The following is a 19208-nucleotide window of genomic DNA, read 5'->3' on the forward strand; positions in this document are numbered from 1 at the left end:
CCGTCGTGCTTACTTCTTCTTGCTGAACATCAGCAGGATCGAGTCCCAGATACGCCCGAAGATACCCGCTTCCGGCACCGCCTGCAGCGCGACGACCGGGAATTCCGACAGCGTCTTGCCGTCGGCGACGATCTTCACGGTGCCGACCTGCTGGCCTTGCGCGAGCGGCGCGATCAGCGGCGCGTTGACGTCGACTTCCGTCTTGACCTTGTCGCCGAGGCCGCGCGGCACGGTCGCCCACTGGTCGCCCTGCACGCCGACCTGCACGGTGTTGTCCTTGCCCTTGTAGATGCGCGGCGTCGAGATCGCCTGGCCGCCCTTGAACAGGCGCACCGAATCGAACGCGCTGTAGCCGTAGTTCAGCATCTTCATGCTGTCCTGCGTGCGCTCGCCTTCCTTCTGCTCGCCCATCATCACCGACACCAGGCGACGCTGGCCATCCACACCCGGAATCGCGCGCTTCGCCGACGCGATCAGGCAGTAGCCGGCCGCTTGCGTATGGCCCGTCTTCAGGCCGTCGACCGTCGGGTCGAGCCACAGCAGCCGGTTGCGGTTGCCCTGGCGGATGTTGTTGTACTTGAATTCCTTCTCCGAGAAGATGCTGTAGTACTGCGGAAAATCGCGGATCAGGTGGGCGGACAGCTTCGCGAGATCGCCGGCCGTCGTGTAGTGGTTCGGGTCGGGCATGCCGTTTACGTCGGCGAAGTGCGTGCCCTTCATGCCGAGGCGCTGCGCCTCGTCGTTCATCAGCGTGACGAACTGCCCTTCGCTGCCGCCGACGAGTTCGGCCAGCGCGATCGCGGCGTCGTTGCCCGACTGGATGATCATCCCGTACACGAGATCGTGCACGGACACCGGCTTGTTCGCCTCGATGAACATGCGCGACTCGTCGCGGCCGACGCGGCGCACGGCTTCGCTCGGCGTGACGATCTGCTCCATCGAGATCTTCTTCTTGTCGAGCGCCTCGAACACGAGGTACGCCGTCATCAGCTTCGTCAGCGATGCGGGCTCGACGCGTTCATCGGCATTGCCCGACGCGAGCACCGTGTTGCTGGTCGCATCGACGAGCACCCACGAGCGCGCATTCACGCCCGGCGGCGGCACCGCGCCCGGCATGTAGGTCGCGGGCGCGCCGGTGAACTGCTCGGTGGCGGCCGGCGCTGCATGCGCGGCCTTGGCCTTGGCGGCCGGCTTCGCCTCGGCGACGACGATCGTCGACGCGAGCGCGACGGGCAGCATCACGCCGAGCGCGACGTTGCGCGCGGCGGTGCCGAAGGCGATGGAGGAAGCGAGGGACTTGAGGCCTTGGGGAGACAGACGCATGATCGATTCAGGCTGATGGCAGAAAGTGCGGTGCGAAACGCGCAGGGTTGAACGGCAAGGCGGCGGGCGTTTCGGGCACTCGCCCGATATCGTCGGGCGACGCGAAACGCGCCGGTTGGACTCGTGCGGACGCGTTCGGTTCGCGGCCGTCGCGAGCGGGCGGACAGGCGGCGAAACGAGCGCCGCATGGGCCCAGCCGGGCCGCGGGCGAAGCGGAATGCGGCCATTATACGTGGCCGCGCTGGGCGTTTTCGCGAACCTGGCGCCCAACGGCCGCACATCGGCCGCACATCGGCATCGGGCGCAGGGTGACGGCAAGCCGCACGTCATCGCACACGAAGCTGTGCGAAAGGCGTGCGCAGGCGAGGTGGAAGTCGGGTTGCGCCGCACGCTGCGGCGCGATGTCGCGCGGCGGGAACGCGCGTCCGGCGCGTGCCGGAGATCCCGTGCGAGATGCGACGCGGGCTACCGCTGTTACGCCGGCACCCGCGCACCGACTAGCGCCATGCGTCGACGATGATGCGCTTCAGCACATGCAGCTTGCGATGCAGGAAATGCTCGGCGCCGGGGATCACGACGACCGGCAGTTCCTGCGGCCGCGCCCAGTCGTACACGGAGGCGATCGGCACCGTGTCGTCGGTTTCGCCGTGGATCACGAGCGTGTTCTCCGGCACGTCGGCCACCTGCCAGCGGCTCGCGGCCGTGCCGACGAACACCATCCGCTCGATCGTCTCGCCCGCGTCGCGCAGCCGCTTCGCGACGTGCGACAGCACGAACGTGCCGAACGAGAAGCCCGCGAGCACGAGCGGCAGGTCGGCATACGCAGGCTGCGCGCGCATGTGCGCGAGCACCGCGAGCAGGTCGTCGGCCTCGCCGGTGCCGTTGTCGTGCACGCCTTCGGTCGCGCCGACGCCGCGGAAGTTCGACCGGAACACGACGTAGTTCAGCTGCACGAGCGTGCGCGCGAGCGTCTGCGCGACCTTGTTGTCCATCGTGCCGCCGAACAGCGGATGCGGATGCGCGACCAGCGCGATGCCGCGCGGCGCGGCGCCGCCTTCGCGCACCGCGTCGGGGAGGTCGACCGCGATTTCGATCTGCCCGACCGGCCCTGCGATCAGCGACTTCTGCGTATGAACGTTCATTCGGCCGGCCCGCTCAGATCTTCAGGCGGTCGACGACCTTGCCGTCGCGCAGGTGCGATTCGACGATCTCGTCGATGTCGGCCTGGTCGACGTAGGTGTACCACGTGCCTTCCGGATACACGACCATCACGGGCCCTTCCTCGCAGCGGTCGAGGCAGCCGGCCTTGTTGATGCGAACCTTGCCGGGCCCCGCGAGGCCGAGCTCCTTCACGCGCTTTTTCGCGTATTCCTGCATGGTCTGCGCGTCGCATTGCGCGCAGCTCGGGCGTTCGGCGCCCGGTTCGCGCTGGTTCAGGCAGAAGAAGACGTGGTGCTGGTAGTAGGAATCCATGATGGTGACGAGCGGCCCGGCGCGAGGCCGTGCGGAAAGAGGAGCGGTTGCCGCTGCGCGGGGCAACGGAGGATGCGGACGATTATAGCGAGCGGCGCACGGCGCTGCCCGCGATACCGCTGCGGCCGCGTTACCGCAGCCGCCGCAGCCGCGTCAGCGCCGCGATGCGGCCGGCAGCCACGCATGCTCGACGCGCTGGCCGAGCCAGATCAGCGCCGCGTAGGGCCAGATCCACGCGAGCCAGCGCGCGAGGCTGTTGAAGTGCAGGTAGCGCCCCTGCCGCCAGCCCGACAGCGTGAAGTCGAAGAACGGGTTGACCGGCAGCAGGTTCACGAGCGCCACGCCGGCCAGCAGCGCGAGCGCCGCGAGCATCGCGCGCCAGGTCGCCGGCACGCGCAGCGCGACGAGCGCGGCCGCGAAACCGAGCTCGATCCCGAGCCGCGCGCCGGGCGTCGCCCACACGACGACGAGGCCGGTGGCCGACTGCATGAACGTCGCGGCCGCCTTCAGCACGAGCGTCGCGGCGACGAGCGCGATCAGGAGCCGGATGCGCGGCGCTGACGATCGCATCGCGAGCGACGCGATCGTCAGCGCCGCGAACAGCATCAACCCGCCGAGCGCGGCCTCCCACCCGGAGTCGGACAGCCAGCCGTCGACGCGCTCCGGCCATTCGCCCACGCGCCACGCGGCCGGCAACCACGCAAGCAGCGCGTCCTGCATCGACGCGTCGGCCCGCTCCCACAGCGCGGCCGGCCAGTCGCCGATGCCGAACAGGAACGGCGACGGAAACAGGATCGCGAACGGCCACAGCCCGGCGAGCAGCAGCGGTGTCGCGCCGTCGTCCTCGAACCACGCGAAGCGCAACCGGCGCAACGCGCCGCGATCGAGCAGCGCACCGGTGGCCGGCGCGACGAGCGCCGCGCCCAGCAGCGCGCCGAGCGCGTTGGCCGCGAGATCGAGATTCGACGCGACGCGCGTCGGCAGGTAGGTTTGCAGCGCTTCCATCGAGCCGGACAACAGCACGCCGAGCCCGGCCGCGATCAGCGTCGCGGCCACGCCGCGCCGGCGCGGGTGCAGCGCGAGCACGGCGAGCGCGCCGAACGGCATGTAGCCGAGCACGTTCGTGACCACGTCGAATGCGGTCACGTAGCGCTGCATCGGCGCGAACAGGTAGTCGAACGGCCCGATGCCGAGCGACACCCAGCCTTCGAACGGATACAGCGACGCGTAGACGATGAGTGCCGTGTAAGCGGCAAAGGCCTGGCGCGCGAACGGCGATGCGCGAGGCGTACCGGTCGCGCTCATCGCGGCTGCGCGGCACGCGTCACGGCGTGCCCGCGTACGCCTGCATGCCGACCCACGCGGCGATCTGCGACACGAGCTGGTCGCTCGCGGTCGCGAGCGCGCGGGCACCGCCCGCCGCGTCCGGCGTGCTCGACGGCGCGCGTGCAACGAACGTGCGCTGGCCGAGCACCTTGCCGTCCAGCATCAGCGTCGCGCGCGCGGTAACGGCGCCGTGGCTCTGCGACTGGCCGTCGAACACCTGTTCGAATTCGTCCAGGTCGACCTTCAGTGTCGGCGCGCGCACGCCGTCGGATCCTTCGAGCACCGTGCCACGCGACGACAGCGCGCCGCGCAGCCGCTGCGTGAGCAGTTGCGCGGGCGGTGCGGTCCAGCGGCTGTCGCGATAGACGGCCACGTGCTGCGCGTCCACGTACGCGAGGCGGTACGCGAATTTGTCCGAGTCGAGCGCGTCGGGCGCGGCAACGTCGAGCACCTTCAGCGCGGGGCCCGGGCCTGCGGTCACGACCGACGTGGCCGGCCCGAGGTCGTAGCGGACATTCGACAGCACCGCGCTGTTGCCGGCGCAGCCGGCCGCGAGCGAGAGCGTCAGCACGGCAAGCGCGGCCGCGGCGGGACGCAGCGCGCGCTCAAGGATTCGTGGCATGGCGTGTTCCTGCATGATGTTTCCGGTTTCGATGGGTATCACTGCCCGGCCGTCGCACCCGGCCAGACGAAGCCCGGCTCGCCGGGCCCCGGCGCCGCGCCGGGCGAACCGAACAACAGACTGCGCGGATTGCGGCCAAGTTCACCGGCCACGTCCTTCAATTGCCGCGATGCGTCGCCGACACTGCCGGCCAGCGCATTGAAACGCGGCAGCGTGTCGTACTGCACGCGCGCGTTGAGACCGTTCAGCGCGACGCCGATCTGCTCCGCGGCCGTGCCGGCCTTGTTCAGGTTCGACACGAGCGGCCCGTTCGGCTGCAGCAGCGTGTTCGCCGACGCCATCGCGCGGTTCACCTCGTGCATCGTTTCCGGCAGCACGGTCACCGCCGGGCCGAGCTGCTTCGTCAGCGTGGTGGCGCCGTCGGCCGCGTGCTGCAGGCTTTCAGCGGTCGCGCGCAACTGCTCGCGCATCTCGGGCGACATCAGCGCGTTCGCGCTCTTCGCGGCCAGTTCGAGCTGCCGCAGCAGCACATCGCCGCGCTCCTGGATCTGGTCGAACAGGCTCGGGCGCATCGGGATCTGCGCGATCGCCTTCGTCGACGACGGCAGCGGCGCCAGATCGCGGCCCGTGTCCTCGAGCTGCACGAACGCGATGCCCGTCACGCCCTGGAAGCCGAGGCTGCCGTAGGTCGACTGCGTGATCGGCGCGTCGTGGTCGACGAGGATGCGGATCCGGATCTGGCCCGGGTGCGCGCGATCGAAACCGATCGACTGCACCTTGCCGACGTCGAGGCCGCGAAAGCGCACGGCCGCGTCCGGAAACAGCCCCGTCACGTTGGTGCGCGCGAGCAGGTCGTACGGCACGCGCACGGTGCGGTCGACGTTGAACCAGAACACGGTGCCCGCGATCGCGAGCGTCAGCGCGATCGTGAACAGGCCGGCCCAGAACGCATGTGATTTGTTTTCCATTCGCGGATTCCTTCGTGCCTACAGCTCGACGCTCGACAGCGCCGGTTCGAGGGCCGCCTTCGGCAGCTTCGCGCGCCGCTCGGGCGGCAGCGCCTGCAATGCGCGGCGCCCGCGCAGCCCCAGGAAATATTCGTGGATGAACGGATGGTCGACGTTCGCGACCTCTTCGACCGGCGCGGCGACGAGCACCTTGCGATCGGCCAGCACCGCGACGCGCGTCGACAGCGCGACCATCGTGTCGAGATCGTGCGTCACCATCACGACGGTCAGGCCGAGCGTGCGGTGCAGCGTCGCGATCAGCTCGACGAATTCGTCCGACGCCTGCGGATCGAGGCCGGCCGTCGGCTCGTCGAGGAACAGCAATTCGGGCTCGAGCGCGATCGCGCGCGCGATGCCGACCCGCTTGACCATCCCGCCCGACAGCGCGGCCGGCATCTTCGACGCGTGCTTGCACGGCAGCCCGACCATCTCGAGCTTCAGCATCACGATGTCGTGCAGCAGATCCGGCGGCACGCGGCCGAGCTCGCGCAGCGGCTGCGCGACGTTGTCGAACACCGTCATCGACGAGAACAGCGCGCCCTGCTGGAACAGCATCCCGGAGCGCGTGCGCATCATCCGCGCGCTCGCGTCGTCGATCGTCGCCGTATCCTCGCCGAACACCTTGATCGTGCCCGAGGTCGGCCGCTCGAGGCCGAGGATCTGCCGCACCAGCGTCGTCTTGCCGGAGCCCGAGCCGCCGACGATCGACACGATCTCGCCGCGCCGCACGTCGAAGTCGAGCTTCTGGTGGATGATGTTGCGCCCGTAGCGCTTGGTCAGGTTGCGCACCTCGATCACGAGGTCGGCGGTATCCGCCGCCGCGGCCGGCGGCGCGCCGATCGACCCGGCACCGATGGCCGCGACGTGGGCGTCCGTTTCGTTCGACACGTTCATCCGAGCCCCACGTTCTGGAACAGGATCGCGAACACCGCATCGGCGAGGATCACGACCGTGATCGACGACACGACCGACGTGGTCGTGCCTTCGCCGAGGCTCTGCGAGTTCGCCTTGATCCGGAAGCCGAAATGGCAGGCGACCAGCGCGATCAGCATGCCGAACACGACGCCCTTGCCGACCCCGATGTACAGGTTCGCGATCGGCACGACGCCCGGCAGCGAGCGCACGAAATAGTTGACGTCGATGCCGAGCACGAGCTTCGCGGCGAGCGCGCCGCCCGTCAGCGCGATGATGTTGGTCCACATCACGAGCAGCGGCATCGCGACGCCGAGCGCGAGCACGCGCGGCAGGACCAGCCGCAGCCCGTGCGGGATGCCCATCACGCGCATCGCGTCGAGCTCCTCGGTCACGCGCATCACGCCGATCTGCGCGGTGATCGCCGAGCCCGAGCGGCCCGCGACGAGGATCGCCGACAGCACGGGGCCGAGCTCGCGGATCACCGACAGCCCGAGAATGTTCACGATGTAGCGGTTCGCGCCGAACATCTGCAACTGCTGCGCGGACAGGTAGCTGAGCACGATGCCGATCAGGAACGCGACGAGCGCCGTGATCGGCAGCGCCTGCGTGCCCGCGCTGTAGATGTTCGCCGACGTTTCCTTCCACGGCATCGTCCGCGGGCGGCGCAGCACCGACAGCGCGTCGAGGATCACGAGGCCGAACATCGCGATGCCGCCCTGCAGGTGTTCGCCGAACGTGAAGATTGCCTGGCCGAGCCGCGTGACGGGATCGACGCGCACGACGCGCTCGGGCGCCTCGCGCTGGCTGTCGAGCCGCTCGATGCGCTCGAAGATCGTGCGCTGGTTGTCGCTCAGCGCGACGCCGGCCGGCAGCTTGCGCCCCCACACGCGCCACAGCGCCTGGCCGCCGACGTGGTCGAGCCGCTCGATGCCGGACAGATCCCATTCGCTCACGCGCCCGGACGCGATGCTCGCGACGCGGCGCGCGACCGCGCCGCGATTGCGTGCAAGCGCGAGCGCGGTCCACTGGCCGGTCAGGCGCACCGTCTGGCCCTGGCCGCCGGCGTCGACCGACAGGCCGGGAGGAGTCTCGAAGTCCAAGGGCAGGTTGTTTGCAAAATGGTGACAGCGGCCATTGTAGCGAACCGCCCGGCGACGCGACGTGAGGATTTCCGTGGGAACGCCTGGCCGGGGCGTCTGGCCCGGGACGCCGGCCCCGGGTGCGTATGGAAGCCGCCGCCCCCTGCCCGCTGCCGGCTTCATCACCTTTCATTCTTCCGTCACGTTTCCTTTCGATACTCTCACGCGCCGCACATCAGGCCGTCGGCGCCCCGCGCCGCCATTCGTTGCGTACCTCGCACTCCATAAAACAGAACACCGAACAGGACAACCGATGCGTCTCCCCCCGCTTTCCCGCCGTCGCATGCCGGCCATCGCCGTGCTCGCCAGCCTCGCCTTCATCCTCGCCGCGTGCGGCGGCGACGACGTCACCTCGCCGCCGGTGACGCCGCCGGCGGCCCAGGCGCCCGTCGGCACGACGGCCACGCTCGCCCTGCTGGAGACGACCGACCTGCACACCAACGTGCTGTCGTACGACTATTTCAAGCTCGCCGCTGACAACTCGCTCGGCTTCGAGCGCGTGTCGACGCTGATCGCGCAAGCGCGCGCGCAGTATCCGAACACGCTGCTGCTCGACAACGGCGACACGATCCAGGGCACCGCGCTGTCGGACTACCAGGCGCTCGTGAAGCCGATCGGCTGCGACCAGACGCTCGCGATCTACAAGGTGATGAACGCCGCGAAATTCGACGGCGGCGGGATCGGCAACCACGAATTCAACTACGGGCTGCCGTACCTGTCGCAGGTCACCGGCAACACGTTCGAGGTCGACGGCCTGCCGGCGCCGGCCCAGCAGAAGAAGTGCGCGGGCCCGAACTTCCCGCAGGTACTCGCGAACGTGATCAGCGCGAAGACCAACGCGCCGCTGTTCACGCCGTACACGATCCTGACCCGCACCGTGACCGCGACGACGCCGGACGGCAAGACGGTCAGCGCGCCCGTGAAGATCGGCATCATCGGCTTCACGCCGCCCGCGATCATGAACTGGGACAAGCGCTGGCTCGACGGCAAGGTCTACACGACCGGCCTGAAGGAAGCCGCCGAAAAATACATTCCGGAGATGCGCGCGAAGGGCGCCGATCTCGTCGTCGCGATCTCGCACGGCGGCCTCGACAATTCCACGTATTCGCCGACGATGGAGAACGGCAGCTGGTGGCTGTCGAAGGTGACCGGCATCGACGCGATGCTGATCGGCCACTCGCACCAGGTGTTCCCGGACGCGAACAGCACCGTGTCGCAGTTCAACCTGCCAGGCGTCGACAAGGTCAAGGGCACCGTCAACGGCGTGCCGACCGTGATGGCCAACTACTGGGGCAAGCACCTCGGCGTGATCAAGCTCGGCCTGAAGTTCGACGGCAAGACGTGGAGCGTCGACAAGTCGCAGACGACCGTCGAGGCGCGACCGATCCAGAACGCCGACAAGAGCTACGTCGCGGCCGATCCGTCCGTGTCCGCCGCGATTGCCGCCGAGCACCAGGCGACGATCGACTACGTGAAGACGCCGATCGGCTCGACCGACTACCGGATGAACTCGTACTTCGCCGATGTAGGCGACCCGGGTGCGATCCAGATCGTCAACGAGGCGCAAGCCGACTACGTGAAGACCTACGTGCAGGCGAACCTGCCGCAATACGCGTCGCTGCCGGTGCTGTCGGTCAGCGCGCCGTTCAAGAGCGGCTTCGGCGGCGGCACCGACTACACCGACGTCGCGCCGGGCGCGCTCGCGATCAACAACGCGGCCGACCTGTACCTGTACCCGAACACCGTGTACGCGGTGAAGGTAAGCGGCGCCGACGTGAAGAACTGGCTCGAAACGGCCGCGAAGCGCTTCAACCGGATCGATCCGACCAAGGCGACCGTGCAGCCGCTCGTCAGCACGTTCCCCGGCTACAACTTCGACATGTTCACGTCGGCCGATCTCGCGTATGAGATCGACGTCACGCAGCCGGTCGGCAGCCGGATCAGGAACCTGACGTACAAGGGCGCGCCGATCGACCCGAACGCGCAGTTCATCGTCGCGACCAACAACTATCGCGCGAGCGGCGGCGGCAACTTCCCGGGCCTCGACGGCAGCAAGACGATCTTCGCGTCGCCCGATGCGAACCGCGACGTGCTGATCGCATTCATCAAGAAGCGCGGCGCGATCACGCGCGCGGCCGACGGCGCGCAGCGCAGCTGGCGCTTCACGAAGCTCGCGAGCTCGGTCGCGCACGTGCAGTTCGCGTCCGCGCCGAACCGCCTCGGCGACGCGGCGGCGGCCGGCCTGACCGGCATCACGCAGGTCGCGGCCGACGACGGCTCGGGCAAGAACCTCGCCACCTACGAAATCGACCTCACGCAATGAGACACGCGATGCAACCGATCCGGACGATGCGGCCGGCCGAAACCGGCTTCGCCGCCGCCGCGCGGCGCCTGCTGCGCGCGAAACTCCCGCCGGCCGCGCTGCTCGCGGCGGCGGCCATGACCGTCGCGGCCGTCGTCGCGACCACTGGCCTGCGTGGCGCCGGCCCCGCGCCGAGCGCCGCGCAGCTCGACGAGTGGCAGGCGATGGTCACGCAGGCCACCGAGCCGCATGCGCTCGCGCAATTGCGCACGCTCGCGCGCCGCGGCTCGGGCGCCGCACAGGCGGCGCTCGGCATCGCGCTCGTCGATGCCCGCGAACCGGGGCTGCGCGACGAGGGGCGCGGCTGGCTGGAAACGGCCGCGACGGCGGACAGCCAGGCCGACGCGCCGGCCGCCCGGCGTGCGCAGCTCGCGCTCGGCAAGGCGTTGCTGCTCGGCAGCAGCGACATGCCGAAGGACTATGCACGCGCCCGTGCGCTGCTCGGCGAAGCGGCCGCGCAGGGCGACCCGGCCGCCGCGTATTACCTCGGGCTGATCTATCGCAGCGGCTACGGCATCGCCGCCGATCCGGTGCAGGCCGCGCACTGGTTCGAGATCGCGTCGCGCGCGGACATTCCGGCCGCGGACTTCATGCTCGCGAACGCGTACCGCGAAGGCAGCGGCGTGCCGCGCGACGAGGCGCGCGCGCTGGCGCTGTATCGCCGCGCCGCCGAGCACGAGCTGCCGGAAGCCGTACAGACGCTCGCGATGGCCTATCGCAACGGCGAACTCGGGCTCAAGCCCGACGCGGACGAATTCCACGCGCAGTGGATCGAGACCGCGCACGCGCTGAAACATCCGGTTGTCGCGCCGTGATGTGATGGTTCCTCGGCTCGCGCGCGTGCTGGCGCGAGCCATCGGGACAGGGGCGGCGCTGATTCTCGGGTCGGCCCGCCAGGCCCGGCGTTGAAGGGCAGGACGCTGCCTGCCTGCGAAATGACGTCCGAGGAAGACATCAAGGCGCTGGAGCGGATGGAACAGCATTGAGTCGTTTGGCGGGGCACCGGCAAACGATCGCTCCGTCATTGCGAGCAGCGCTAAAGCAAACGGGACACGTAAGGTTCAAGATAAAGCAGCCCCGCGAGCATGGCCCCGATTCCGAGCGCTGCACTCCATCTTTTGCATGACCAACGCCGATACGCTATTGCGTTGACGACACCGAAGAACACCGCTGGCGCAAACAAGTACGTAAAAAAAAGCAGCCCTTGCCACCACGACATCGGGCATTTGTCGATCTCGTAGCATCCCCGCGCCGGCGGACCTGAAGTTTCCGGCCATCTTATAAGGCTGTATGCATCAAGGTAGAGCCAGGTCAATAGCAAGCCCCCAAAGGTTCCAGAAAGCGTAATCGCGAATCGCTTCACTCGATCTCCCAAAACCAAATTGAATTCGATCTCCCGAAATCGGAGTAGCTGAGGCTTGGCAGGACAGTTGCACCTTGCCGAAATGATGCTATCCCGATATATCGCCCTATCGTGGTGGTCGCCCCCCAGAAACCATTCATTGTCATTCGAGAGCCGTTCCAGAGATCAATGTGCCCTCCGCTAGCATTCGATTCCGACTCGCCGGCGCGCGTCCAGTAACCGTCAAACATGACAATGCCTGTACGTCCCTTTATTTTTGCCTCCCAGTTCGCGCCGGTAATTGCCTCCGCCTTTCCGAGACCTGCAAATGGTTGCAACCTGAGCCACGCTCCAAGTTCATTGGCACGTGTCGCCGTCGCCTTCCCGTCTATCAGAATTCTCCCAATACTCGGTTGATCCCCTAGCGGCTTGACCAGCTTCGACGAAAACGACTTCATGTCGACCCCGACGCGATGCAGGGCAACACTCACGCGAATTGCACATTGGTTTGTATAAGCAGGGTTGTCATATGGGTTACCCGACGGGTAAGCATCCCACAGCTCGCTGAACGTCACTGCCCGAAGCTGCACTTCCTTGATTGAGAGCGGGGTCGTATTTCCCCTCACTATTATCGATCTGTTGGGCATGACGGCCAGTCCTTGTGGGCAAGCGCATCCTCACCCCAATATATTTGGTAACTCCCGGAAATCTCGGTATGGATTCGCGGCAATCGACCATTGGTATCGACGCGCCCGGCGATCGTGCGCCCATCGGCCATTTCGATCAAATACGGATAGCTCTGCGGCAGCCTGGTGCCAATGCAGGCGCGCACCTGTTCGTCATAGGTAGGAGTAACGTCAGATCGCGTCGCGACGGTATGCTCTTTTTCATTGACCTCTGCAATTCGCTGGTTTTTCTCAGCGGCTGTTGCAGCTTGTGACGTCAGAATCATCTTCATGCCACGCTCGGCATAAAAAACGGGCGGCGGACTACATCCGCATGCATTGATATCTCCGCTCAATGCCCACTGCTGCCCATTGGGCCCCGTACCAGGCAAACGCGGCCCTTCCGGCGCGATGAACCCTTCCCGTTTGCAAGCCATGCAGTAGGTTTTCATGTAGAGCGTGGCGATCTGTACGCGCGGGGGTGGATTGGAACACGTGACGAACTCCAGCCCTTCCGTGATCACGGCGTTACCGCCCCGGTCGCCTTTGGCGAGGAAATAACGAATCATGCCGACTCGCCTCGAAACGTCGCGCCCGAACGCTTCGTATCCGCATAAAGACGAACCGTTCCCGATTCGATGACTGTCTTATCGCCAGCCCGGATACGCCGGCCGCTTTCCGCAGCAAACCGACAGATAACCGTAAAAGAAGATGCTGGCGACTCTTGCCCGTTGCTCATCTGGATTCCCCGTCGTCAATGGTTGGCATCCAAAATGCCCAATCAGCACAAGGGAATCAATCAGACGAATTCGAAATCCTAATCAATTTATATGAGTCGACCATGCTTTTCCCATCACCCGACAAGAACCGGGCCGGACTTCATTTGGCTTGACGATGCACTTCCGCTTGAACACGCGACATCTTCTCTTCGCGGCAACGAAATTCGGGCCAATGCGCCGCGACGATCCAGGCAAGCGCCCCGACAAACGCTTCGCCGGCTTCCCGACGCACCCCCGCCCCCTGTCGCTACAATACGCGACATGAACGCCCCCACCTCCTCCGACACGCCCGATTCCGGCGACGCGCACATCGCGCGCAACCGGCTCGAGGCGCACCTGGACGCCGCGCCGCGTGCGTGGCCGCTCGACATCGTCGCCGCCACCGGCTCGACCAACGCCGACGTCGCGACGCGGCTCAAGGCGCTGCCGCGCAGCGCGAGCGCGTTGCCCGCGCCGCTCGTTCGTGTCGCGTTCGAGCAGACGGCCGGCCGCGGCCGGCAGGGCCGCCCGTGGTTCGCGCAGCCCGGCAATGCGCTGCTCTGCTCGGTCGGCTGCATCGTGCCGCGCCCTGTCGACGCGCTCGGCGGCCTCAGTATCGCGATCGGCGTCGCGCTCGCCGAAGGGCTGGCCGCGCTGCCGCTCGATACCCGCTCGCACGTCGCGCTCAAATGGCCGAACGACCTGCTGCTGACGACCACCGACGACGGCGCGCCGCGCATCGTCGGCAAGCTCGCCGGGATCCTGATCGAAACCGTCTGGACCACCGCCGACGCGACCGCCGTCGTGATCGGCTTCGGCATCAACGTGCGCGGCGCGGAAGCCGTCGCCGCGCAGGTCGACGCGCTGCGCGCGCGCGAAGCGACCCTCGCGATCGGGCTGCCGCCGGCCGCGCTGTCGGTCGCGTGCGCATCGGCCAACCTCACCGATACGCTCGCCGCGTCGCTGAACGCGCTCACGCCCGCGCTCGCGCAGTTCGGCACCGACGGGCTCGCGCCGTTCCTGCCGCGCTGGCACGCATTGCACGCGTACGCCGGCCGCGAAGTCGTCCTGCTCGAACAGGGCGTCGAACGCGCGCGCGGCATCGCAACGGGTATCGATGCGACCGGCCAGTTGCTGCTCGACACGCCGAACGGCGTGCAGGCGATCGCGGCCGGCGACGTGTCGCTGCGCGAAGCGCAATGAGCGAGCCGCACCTGCTGATCGACGCCGGCAACAGCCGGATCAAGTGGGCGCTCGCCGATGCGCAGCGCACGCTTGTCCAGACCGGCGCGTTCGGCCATGCACGCGACGGCGGCGCCGATCCCGACTGGTCGAGCCTGCTGCGTCCGCGCGGTGCATGGATCTCGAACGTCGCGGGCGCCGACGTCGCCGCCCGGATCGACGCGCTGCTCGACGCCCGCTGGGCGGGCCTGCCGCGCACGACGATACGCTCGCGCCCCGCGCAATGCGGCGTGACGAACGGCTATACGACGCCCGACCAGCTCGGCAGCGACCGCTGGGCCGGCCTGATCGGCGCGCACGCGGCCTTTCCGGGCGAGCATCTGCTGATCGCGACGTTCGGCACCGCGACGACGCTCGAGGCACTGCGCGCGGACGGCCGCTTCACGGGCGGTCTGATCGCGCCGGGGTGGGCACTGATGATGCGCTCGCTCGGCACGCACACCGCGCAGTTGCCGACGCTGACCACCGATATCGCAAGCGGCCTGCTTGCAGGTGCGCAAGCAGACCCGTTCCAGGTCGATACGCCGCGCTCGCTGTCGGCCGGCTGCCTGTACGCGCAGGCCGGGCTGATCGAACGCGCGTGGCGCGATCTCGCGGATGCCTGGCAGGCGCCCGTGCGGCTCGTGCTGGCAGGCGGCGCGGCGGACGACGTCGCGCGTGCGCTGACGGTCCCGCATACCCGGCACGATGCACTGATCCTGTCCGGGCTCGCGCTGATCGCCGCGGAAGCGGCGGCCGCACCGGCGGCGCAGGCGTGACGGAAAGGCGCCGGCATCGCGCCGGCGCACGGCGACGCGAGCCCATGCGGGCCTGCGTCAAGATGACGGTGAAGAACGGGCGGCGCCACGACGGCAGCCCGCACGCACGGTCACCGGAAGGCGTGAAATAGCCGGCGATGCGGCCGGCCCGATTGAATGACGTGAACCACGTCAATGACGACGAGGAGTGTCGACGATGCTGCGCTGGCTGATCGCTGTTCTCTTTCTCGCCAACATGCTTGCGTTCGTGGCGGCACGCGGCGTGTTCGGGCCGCTGCCGGCGGCCGGCCCGCGCGAACCGGGCGTGCTGGCGCGGCAGGTGCGGCCCGATGCGCTGCGCGTGACGCCGCTCGCGCAGGCAACCGACCAGCCCGTCGTCGGCGGCCCGATCACGCCGCCTGCCGTCACGGCCGAGCCGCTCGCGGCGTCCGCGCCCTGACGGCGCCGGACAGCGCTCAGGACTGTTGCGCGCGCACCTTCTTCAGGAGGATTGAACCCTTTCAGATAAAGGGCTTCAAGGAAACAGCCCTCAAAAGTACCCGGACAGATACCCGGCCTTTGCCGCCATTGCCGAGCCCCCTTTCCTGCGTATTTTTTCGCTTTTTCTGCCTGAAAAATCGCGAAATACTTGGAGGTTTGGAGGGAAGTTGTTTATGCGTTTGTTTTAATTGATATTTTTTACCTCCAAGTTCCCTCCAAACTCCCTATTTTTCTGGAGGGAAAGTTGGAGGGAAACCGTCAGCACATCGAGCGACGGCGACCGTCTCGGGCATTGCCTCACAATCTGGAACGCTGCGCGCAAAGAATCTCCCGTGCCGCCGTCCCCTCCGCGCGCAGAAACAGAAACGGGCCTTGCGGCCCGTGAAAAGTGACTTTGGAAGGGTGGGGCGTTACGCCGCGTCGCGGACCCGCATGATCGTCTGGCGGCTCGTGCAGAATCGCCGGGCAAGCCCGGCCACGCTCGTCCCAGCGTCCAGCTCGCGCAGCACGTCCGCCCGCTGTTCGTCGGACAGGGCGGACGGACGGCCCATCGTTTTCCCTTCCGCCTTCGCGCGAGCAATGCCGGCATGTGTTCGCTCGATCAGCAGATCGCGTTCGAACTCGGCTACCGCGCTCAACACCTGCATCGTCATCCGGCCCGCCGCGCTCGTCAGGTCGACACCGCCCAGGGCGAGACAATGAACCCGGACACCGCGCTCGGCCAAACCCTCGACCGTGGCTCGCACGTCCATTGCGTTGCGGCCGAGCCGATCGAGCTTCGTCACGATCAGCACATCGCCTTCTTCCATCCGGTCAAGTAACTTTGCGAAGCCCGGCCGCTGATCGGCGCTCACGCTCCCCGAGATGCTCTCCGACACGACGCGGCGCATGTCGACCGAGAAGCCGGCCGCCTCGATCTCACGCAACTGGTTCGCGGTGGTCTGGTCGGACGTGCTGACGCGGGCATAAGCGAAGGTTCGGGACATATCGGGCACTCAATCTGTACGAAATAGATGTCCGAATATATAACCCTGTCCAAAATACTTCAACCGTTACTTTCGGACAGGGTGAAACGGCACTGTCCGTAAGGGTTCGGTTTCGGACACGCAAATCCCAATGAGCCTACGATCGATAAAACGGATGGGGTCGTAACTGCGAGCGCGCCCCGCATTGATTTGCTTCAACCGCGCCCCTTGTTTAATCAGACGAATCGGCCTGTACGTCGACTGGAGGTCATGCTAGAGTCAAAGCGCTACCAATACAGCGGTAGTGTGGGCTTGGTCGCCCGCTAAACCTGTAACCCGCACACCTGCTCCGGCAGGTCGTGCGTCTGCTTGTGCACGCCTGTTTACGGGCGGGCCGTGGCGGGGAGGCCTTCGGGCCTGCCGGTTGGTGGTTACAGGGCCGGTCGACCAACCTCGTTATCGTGCCCGCCCACCTCATTGCTTCATCGCGGTAGGCGCGGACCCCAAGTAGAGGGCAGGCCAAACGTGACACCCGATGACAAATTCCCTACCGCGCCCCACGCGCGCGACCCCATGCTTCCCCGCGACATCGCTGTACTTGAAAGCGCGGTGCAGTCCGCGTTGGAGTCGTTCCAGCACGTCGCGACACACTACTCCCGATTGACCGCCATCGCTCGATTCGCGCTACACGTCGAAATGCGCGACGAAGATCGACGCTACGTGTTGCAAGCGATACGCGAACTCACTGAGCTGGGAGAAGAAGACTTGCAGCGGCGACACGACACGCTGCGCCTGACAGCTTCGCGATACTGGCTGGCCCGGTATGGCGGCGAGGCAAACCGTTCGGCGCGGCACTGAATGTGAAGCATCAACGCAAGGTGGGGGCGATCGCGATTTGATGCCGTCTCCACCTCACACCTTTATCCGATTGTGATGAGACCGGCTCGCGATCAGATCAGCGGCTGCGTGCCGGGCGTGGCTGCGCCTCGCGTCAGTTCCTGGCCGGTCTGCACCGAACGGACCACCAGTTGAACATAGCTGTTCGTCGGCCCGTATGGCGCGAAGAACCGTTCGAGCAGTTTCGTGAACACAACCAGACTGACCTCACGTAGCGCGGTCTCGTCAAGCGACAGCAGGATCTCGATGCCGCGAACGAATGACGGGAACTGGTTATCCAGCGACATCCATTTGATCGCCGGCTTGTAGTCCAAGTCAGTGATCGCATCGATGCAACGCTGCGCGAGCGGCGTCGTGCGCACCGCGTGCAGCCGAAGAAATGCTTTTAAGCCCGACAGCCCGTCACGCGTCAGGTCGAGCGGATGCGGTGATAAGGTCGACAGCACACGCCACAACGCGCCGTTGCCGCGCGGCAGCTCGGCCGTCAATGTCGGCCGCGTGATCAACTGAATCGGGCAATCGAGCGCCTTGCTTTCAAGCAGCAGATCGCCCACCGCATTGCCGATCGGCAAGCGTGCCGGCAGGTCGCGATTGGTCACCGTCGTTATTACGTCAATTTGCGGCAGCTTCGGCTGGGTCGATTGTCCATCCAGTCCGACCAGCGACAACATCATGGTTTGGCGGCCGGACGATCGGTCATCGCGATCGCGGAACGCGACCCAGTAGACCGCCGACGAATCGCGGCGCGGATCGTGACTGAGGGCCTGATACGGCCGCACCGGGATTCGGGGTCGATCAGTTTCGAGTGGCATGTCCTCGTCTTTGTCATTTTTCTTGGACAACTCGCCCAGATATACCGCGTCGACCGAATACACGCCCAGCGGCGAATGCTTCGCCAGTCGCATAGGCTGGACCGGATAGGCATCCTGCCCTTTGAGCACAATAGGCTGGGCCGGCTGCGAGAACAGATTCACGACAGGCGTGCAGAACAGCTTGAACGCCGTTTCGTCGAGCGACGCGAGCGTCTGCGCGGCGAACGACTCGGCCGGCGTGCCGCGCAATACGACATGCAAGGTCAGTTCCCGAGCGTCAGGGGCGCTCGCTGCGCGCAGCACGCGTCCCATGTCGAGGTCGACGAAATCGAACAGCTCCGGAAACGCGAAATATTCCAGAAGGTAACGATATGTGGTCGCGGTCCGGCTGGTGGTTCGGCTGTCCGGAAGCAAGCGTTCGTAGTCGGAGAAACCGACCGCTTCGAACGGTACTTTCGACAACGCTCGCCAGCGCCCGCATCGATCGACCTCGACGTACGCGGCGGCCGCGCGCAACAGCAAGGCGTCCAGCAGCGACGAAGCAAACGGCCGCTCGCCGGCAAGGTAGATGCGTATGGGATCGTCTGGAATGGCCGCCGTGAACGGACCAGCGGCCGACGTGAAGCTGATCGACAGCACGCCGGTTGCGTCGGCCGGCACTCTTACGGCCGATGGCGCGAGCGTCGTCGGCGCATACCGTGCGGACCGGACTTGCAGCGGCGAGATGGTCACGTCGTAGGCCGACCGGAATCGTACCGGGGCCGTGCGTGCATTTAGCGCCACGCCGCGCGGCACGACGACCGGTTCTGTCAGTTGACCGACGATCGCCCGTGGCTCGAATCGGGCAATCGCGCAGGATGGCACGGTGCGCAGATAGTGCGGGTGGACAATCTCAAGCAGCGCCTCGGTGAATTCGGGATAGTCGTCGGCCAGCTTCGAATCGAGGTGCGCGGCAAGAAACGAAAAGGTTTGAATCAGACGCGTCGCATGCAGATCATCGGTCCGGCCGCTCTGGATGCCGAGCCGGGCGGCGATCTTCGGATAGCGGATGGCGAAATCGCCCAAGGCCCGCGCGAACAACCCGAGTTCGTATTCGTAATGCGACAGCAGGTGATCCATTCA

18 protein-coding genes are annotated in these 19208 nt (G+C 66.7%); 6 read left to right on the forward strand and 12 right to left on the reverse strand.

Features of this window, described 5'->3' with window-relative positions; all coding sequences use genetic code 11:
• Positions 1–9: 9 nt before the first annotated feature.
• The 8 genes from ACPTTC_RS16705 to ACPTTC_RS16740 form a co-directional block, all read right to left on the reverse strand.
• The gene (locus ACPTTC_RS16705; RefSeq protein ID WP_423393108.1) at positions 10–1323 is read right to left on the reverse strand and encodes a D-alanyl-D-alanine carboxypeptidase family protein; all 1314 of its coding nucleotides are present in this window, start codon (positions 1321–1323) and stop codon (positions 10–12) included.
• A gap of 497 nt (positions 1324–1820) precedes the next feature.
• On the reverse strand, positions 1821–2465 hold the full coding sequence (locus ACPTTC_RS16710; RefSeq protein WP_021157030.1) for an alpha/beta hydrolase: 645 nt from the start codon (positions 2463–2465) through the stop codon (positions 1821–1823).
• Positions 2466–2478: 13 nt separating this feature from the next.
• Positions 2479–2796, reverse strand: coding sequence for a (2Fe-2S) ferredoxin domain-containing protein (locus ACPTTC_RS16715; RefSeq protein WP_011694422.1), 318 nt, complete (start codon positions 2794–2796; stop codon positions 2479–2481).
• Positions 2797–2949: 153 nt separating this feature from the next.
• Positions 2950–4101 carry a VanZ family protein gene (locus tag ACPTTC_RS16720; protein ID WP_423393109.1) on the reverse strand — a complete coding sequence of 384 codons (1152 nt, stop codon included), beginning with the start codon at positions 4099–4101 and terminating at the stop codon, positions 2950–2952.
• A 19-nt stretch (positions 4102–4120) separates the two neighbouring features.
• Positions 4121–4744, reverse strand: a complete 624-nt coding sequence (locus ACPTTC_RS16725) for an ABC-type transport auxiliary lipoprotein family protein (RefSeq protein WP_423393110.1) — start codon at positions 4742–4744, stop codon at positions 4121–4123.
• A 38-nt stretch (positions 4745–4782) separates the two neighbouring features.
• Complete coding sequence (locus ACPTTC_RS16730; protein ID WP_423393111.1) at positions 4783–5712, reverse strand: MlaD family protein; 930 nt, start codon at positions 5710–5712, stop codon at positions 4783–4785.
• An 18-nt stretch (positions 5713–5730) separates the two neighbouring features.
• On the reverse strand, positions 5731–6645 hold the full coding sequence (locus tag ACPTTC_RS16735; protein WP_423393112.1) for an ABC transporter ATP-binding protein: 915 nt from the start codon (positions 6643–6645) through the stop codon (positions 5731–5733).
• Entirely contained in the window at positions 6642–7766 is a 1125-nt protein-coding gene (locus ACPTTC_RS16740) for an MlaE family ABC transporter permease (RefSeq protein ID WP_423393113.1), read from the reverse strand. The genes ACPTTC_RS16735 and ACPTTC_RS16740 overlap by 4 nt, the downstream gene beginning before the upstream one ends.
• A gap of 292 nt (positions 7767–8058) precedes the next feature.
• Here ACPTTC_RS16740 and ACPTTC_RS16745 point away from each other — a divergent pair, with 292 nt between their 5' ends.
• On the forward strand, positions 8059–10128 hold the full coding sequence (locus ACPTTC_RS16745) for a bifunctional 2',3'-cyclic-nucleotide 2'-phosphodiesterase/3'-nucleotidase (RefSeq protein WP_423393114.1): 2070 nt from the start codon (positions 8059–8061) through the stop codon (positions 10126–10128).
• Between the two features lie 8 nt (positions 10129–10136).
• A complete protein-coding gene (locus ACPTTC_RS16750) occupies positions 10137–10982 on the forward strand; it encodes a tetratricopeptide repeat protein (RefSeq protein ID WP_423393115.1) in 846 nt (281 codons plus the stop codon).
• A gap of 544 nt (positions 10983–11526) precedes the next feature.
• Here the strand turns inward: ACPTTC_RS16750 and ACPTTC_RS16755 are convergent.
• Both ACPTTC_RS16755 and ACPTTC_RS16760 read right to left on the reverse strand, forming a co-directional pair.
• Complete coding sequence (locus ACPTTC_RS16755) at positions 11527–12156, reverse strand: type VI secretion system amidase effector protein Tae4 (RefSeq protein WP_423393116.1); 630 nt, start codon at positions 12154–12156, stop codon at positions 11527–11529.
• Positions 12138–12743, reverse strand: coding sequence for a hypothetical protein (locus ACPTTC_RS16760; protein WP_423393117.1), 606 nt, complete (start codon positions 12741–12743; stop codon positions 12138–12140). Before ACPTTC_RS16760 ends, ACPTTC_RS16755 begins: the two co-directional genes overlap by 19 nt.
• A 471-nt stretch (positions 12744–13214) precedes the next feature.
• Here ACPTTC_RS16760 and ACPTTC_RS16765 point away from each other — a divergent pair, with 471 nt between their 5' ends.
• The 3 genes from ACPTTC_RS16765 to ACPTTC_RS16775 all read left to right on the forward strand — a co-directional run bounded on the left by ACPTTC_RS16765 (position 13215) and on the right by ACPTTC_RS16775 (position 15371).
• On the forward strand, positions 13215–14135 hold the full coding sequence (locus tag ACPTTC_RS16765; RefSeq protein WP_423393118.1) for a biotin--[acetyl-CoA-carboxylase] ligase: 921 nt from the start codon (positions 13215–13217) through the stop codon (positions 14133–14135).
• Positions 14132–14932 carry a type III pantothenate kinase gene (locus ACPTTC_RS16770; RefSeq protein WP_423393119.1) on the forward strand — a complete coding sequence of 267 codons (801 nt, stop codon included), beginning with the start codon at positions 14132–14134 and terminating at the stop codon, positions 14930–14932. The genes ACPTTC_RS16765 and ACPTTC_RS16770 overlap by 4 nt, the downstream gene beginning before the upstream one ends.
• A 196-nt stretch (positions 14933–15128) precedes the next feature.
• Positions 15129–15371: a hypothetical protein gene (locus ACPTTC_RS16775; protein ID WP_226200987.1), complete on the forward strand. Its 243-nt coding sequence runs from the start codon at positions 15129–15131 to the stop codon at positions 15369–15371.
• Between the two features lie 451 nt (positions 15372–15822).
• On the opposite strand, the gene ACPTTC_RS16780 is transcribed toward ACPTTC_RS16775, so the two are convergent.
• The gene (locus ACPTTC_RS16780; RefSeq protein WP_423393120.1) at positions 15823–16398 is read right to left on the reverse strand and encodes a recombinase family protein; all 576 of its coding nucleotides are present in this window, start codon (positions 16396–16398) and stop codon (positions 15823–15825) included.
• Between the two features lie 552 nt (positions 16399–16950).
• On the opposite strand from ACPTTC_RS16780, the gene ACPTTC_RS16785 reads away from it, so the two are divergent.
• Positions 16951–17235 (forward strand): hypothetical protein, encoded by a 285-nt coding sequence (locus ACPTTC_RS16785; RefSeq protein ID WP_423393121.1) that lies wholly within the window; start codon positions 16951–16953, stop codon positions 17233–17235.
• Positions 17236–17327: 92 nt separating this feature from the next.
• On the opposite strand, the gene tssF is transcribed toward ACPTTC_RS16785, so the two are convergent.
• A complete protein-coding gene (gene tssF / locus ACPTTC_RS16790; RefSeq protein ID WP_423393122.1) occupies positions 17328–19205 on the reverse strand; it encodes a type VI secretion system baseplate subunit TssF in 1878 nt (625 codons plus the stop codon).
• Between the last annotated feature and the right edge of the window lie 3 nt (positions 19206–19208).

This window comes from Burkholderia mycopellens, from assembly GCF_964265025.1.
Taxonomy (GTDB): Bacteria; Pseudomonadota; Gammaproteobacteria; order Burkholderiales; family Burkholderiaceae; genus Burkholderia.

Bases quoted from the DNA above. Each gene is read 5' to 3' on its own strand.
- tssF (WP_423393122.1), bottom strand. From the start codon at position 19,205: ATGGATCACCTGCTGTCGCATTACGAATACGAACTCGGGTTGTTCGCG.
- ACPTTC_RS16785 (WP_423393121.1), top strand. From the start codon at position 16,951: ATGCTTCCCCGCGACATCGCTGTACTTGAAAGCGCGGTGCAGTCCGCG.
- ACPTTC_RS16770 (WP_423393119.1), top strand. From the start codon at position 14,132: ATGAGCGAGCCGCACCTGCTGATCGACGCCGGCAACAGCCGGATCAAG.
- ACPTTC_RS16755 (WP_423393116.1), bottom strand. From the start codon at position 12,156: ATGCCCAACAGATCGATAATAGTGAGGGGAAATACGACCCCGCTCTCA.
- ACPTTC_RS16760 (WP_423393117.1), bottom strand. From the start codon at position 12,743: ATGATTCGTTATTTCCTCGCCAAAGGCGACCGGGGCGGTAACGCCGTG.
- ACPTTC_RS16775 (WP_226200987.1), top strand. From the start codon at position 15,129: ATGCTGCGCTGGCTGATCGCTGTTCTCTTTCTCGCCAACATGCTTGCG.
- ACPTTC_RS16730 (WP_423393111.1), bottom strand. From the start codon at position 5,712: ATGGAAAACAAATCACATGCGTTCTGGGCCGGCCTGTTCACGATCGCG.
- ACPTTC_RS16750 (WP_423393115.1), top strand. From the start codon at position 10,137: ATGCAACCGATCCGGACGATGCGGCCGGCCGAAACCGGCTTCGCCGCC.
- ACPTTC_RS16720 (WP_423393109.1), bottom strand. From the start codon at position 4,101: ATGAGCGCGACCGGTACGCCTCGCGCATCGCCGTTCGCGCGCCAGGCC.
- ACPTTC_RS16710 (WP_021157030.1), bottom strand. From the start codon at position 2,465: ATGAACGTTCATACGCAGAAGTCGCTGATCGCAGGGCCGGTCGGGCAG.
- ACPTTC_RS16725 (WP_423393110.1), bottom strand. From the start codon at position 4,744: ATGCCACGAATCCTTGAGCGCGCGCTGCGTCCCGCCGCGGCCGCGCTT.
- ACPTTC_RS16745 (WP_423393114.1), top strand. From the start codon at position 8,059: ATGCGTCTCCCCCCGCTTTCCCGCCGTCGCATGCCGGCCATCGCCGTG.
- ACPTTC_RS16765 (WP_423393118.1), top strand. From the start codon at position 13,215: ATGAACGCCCCCACCTCCTCCGACACGCCCGATTCCGGCGACGCGCAC.
- ACPTTC_RS16780 (WP_423393120.1), bottom strand. From the start codon at position 16,398: ATGTCCCGAACCTTCGCTTATGCCCGCGTCAGCACGTCCGACCAGACC.
- ACPTTC_RS16705 (WP_423393108.1), bottom strand. From the start codon at position 1,323: ATGCGTCTGTCTCCCCAAGGCCTCAAGTCCCTCGCTTCCTCCATCGCC.
- ACPTTC_RS16735 (WP_423393112.1), bottom strand. From the start codon at position 6,645: ATGAACGTGTCGAACGAAACGGACGCCCACGTCGCGGCCATCGGTGCC.
- ACPTTC_RS16715 (WP_011694422.1), bottom strand. From the start codon at position 2,796: ATGGATTCCTACTACCAGCACCACGTCTTCTTCTGCCTGAACCAGCGC.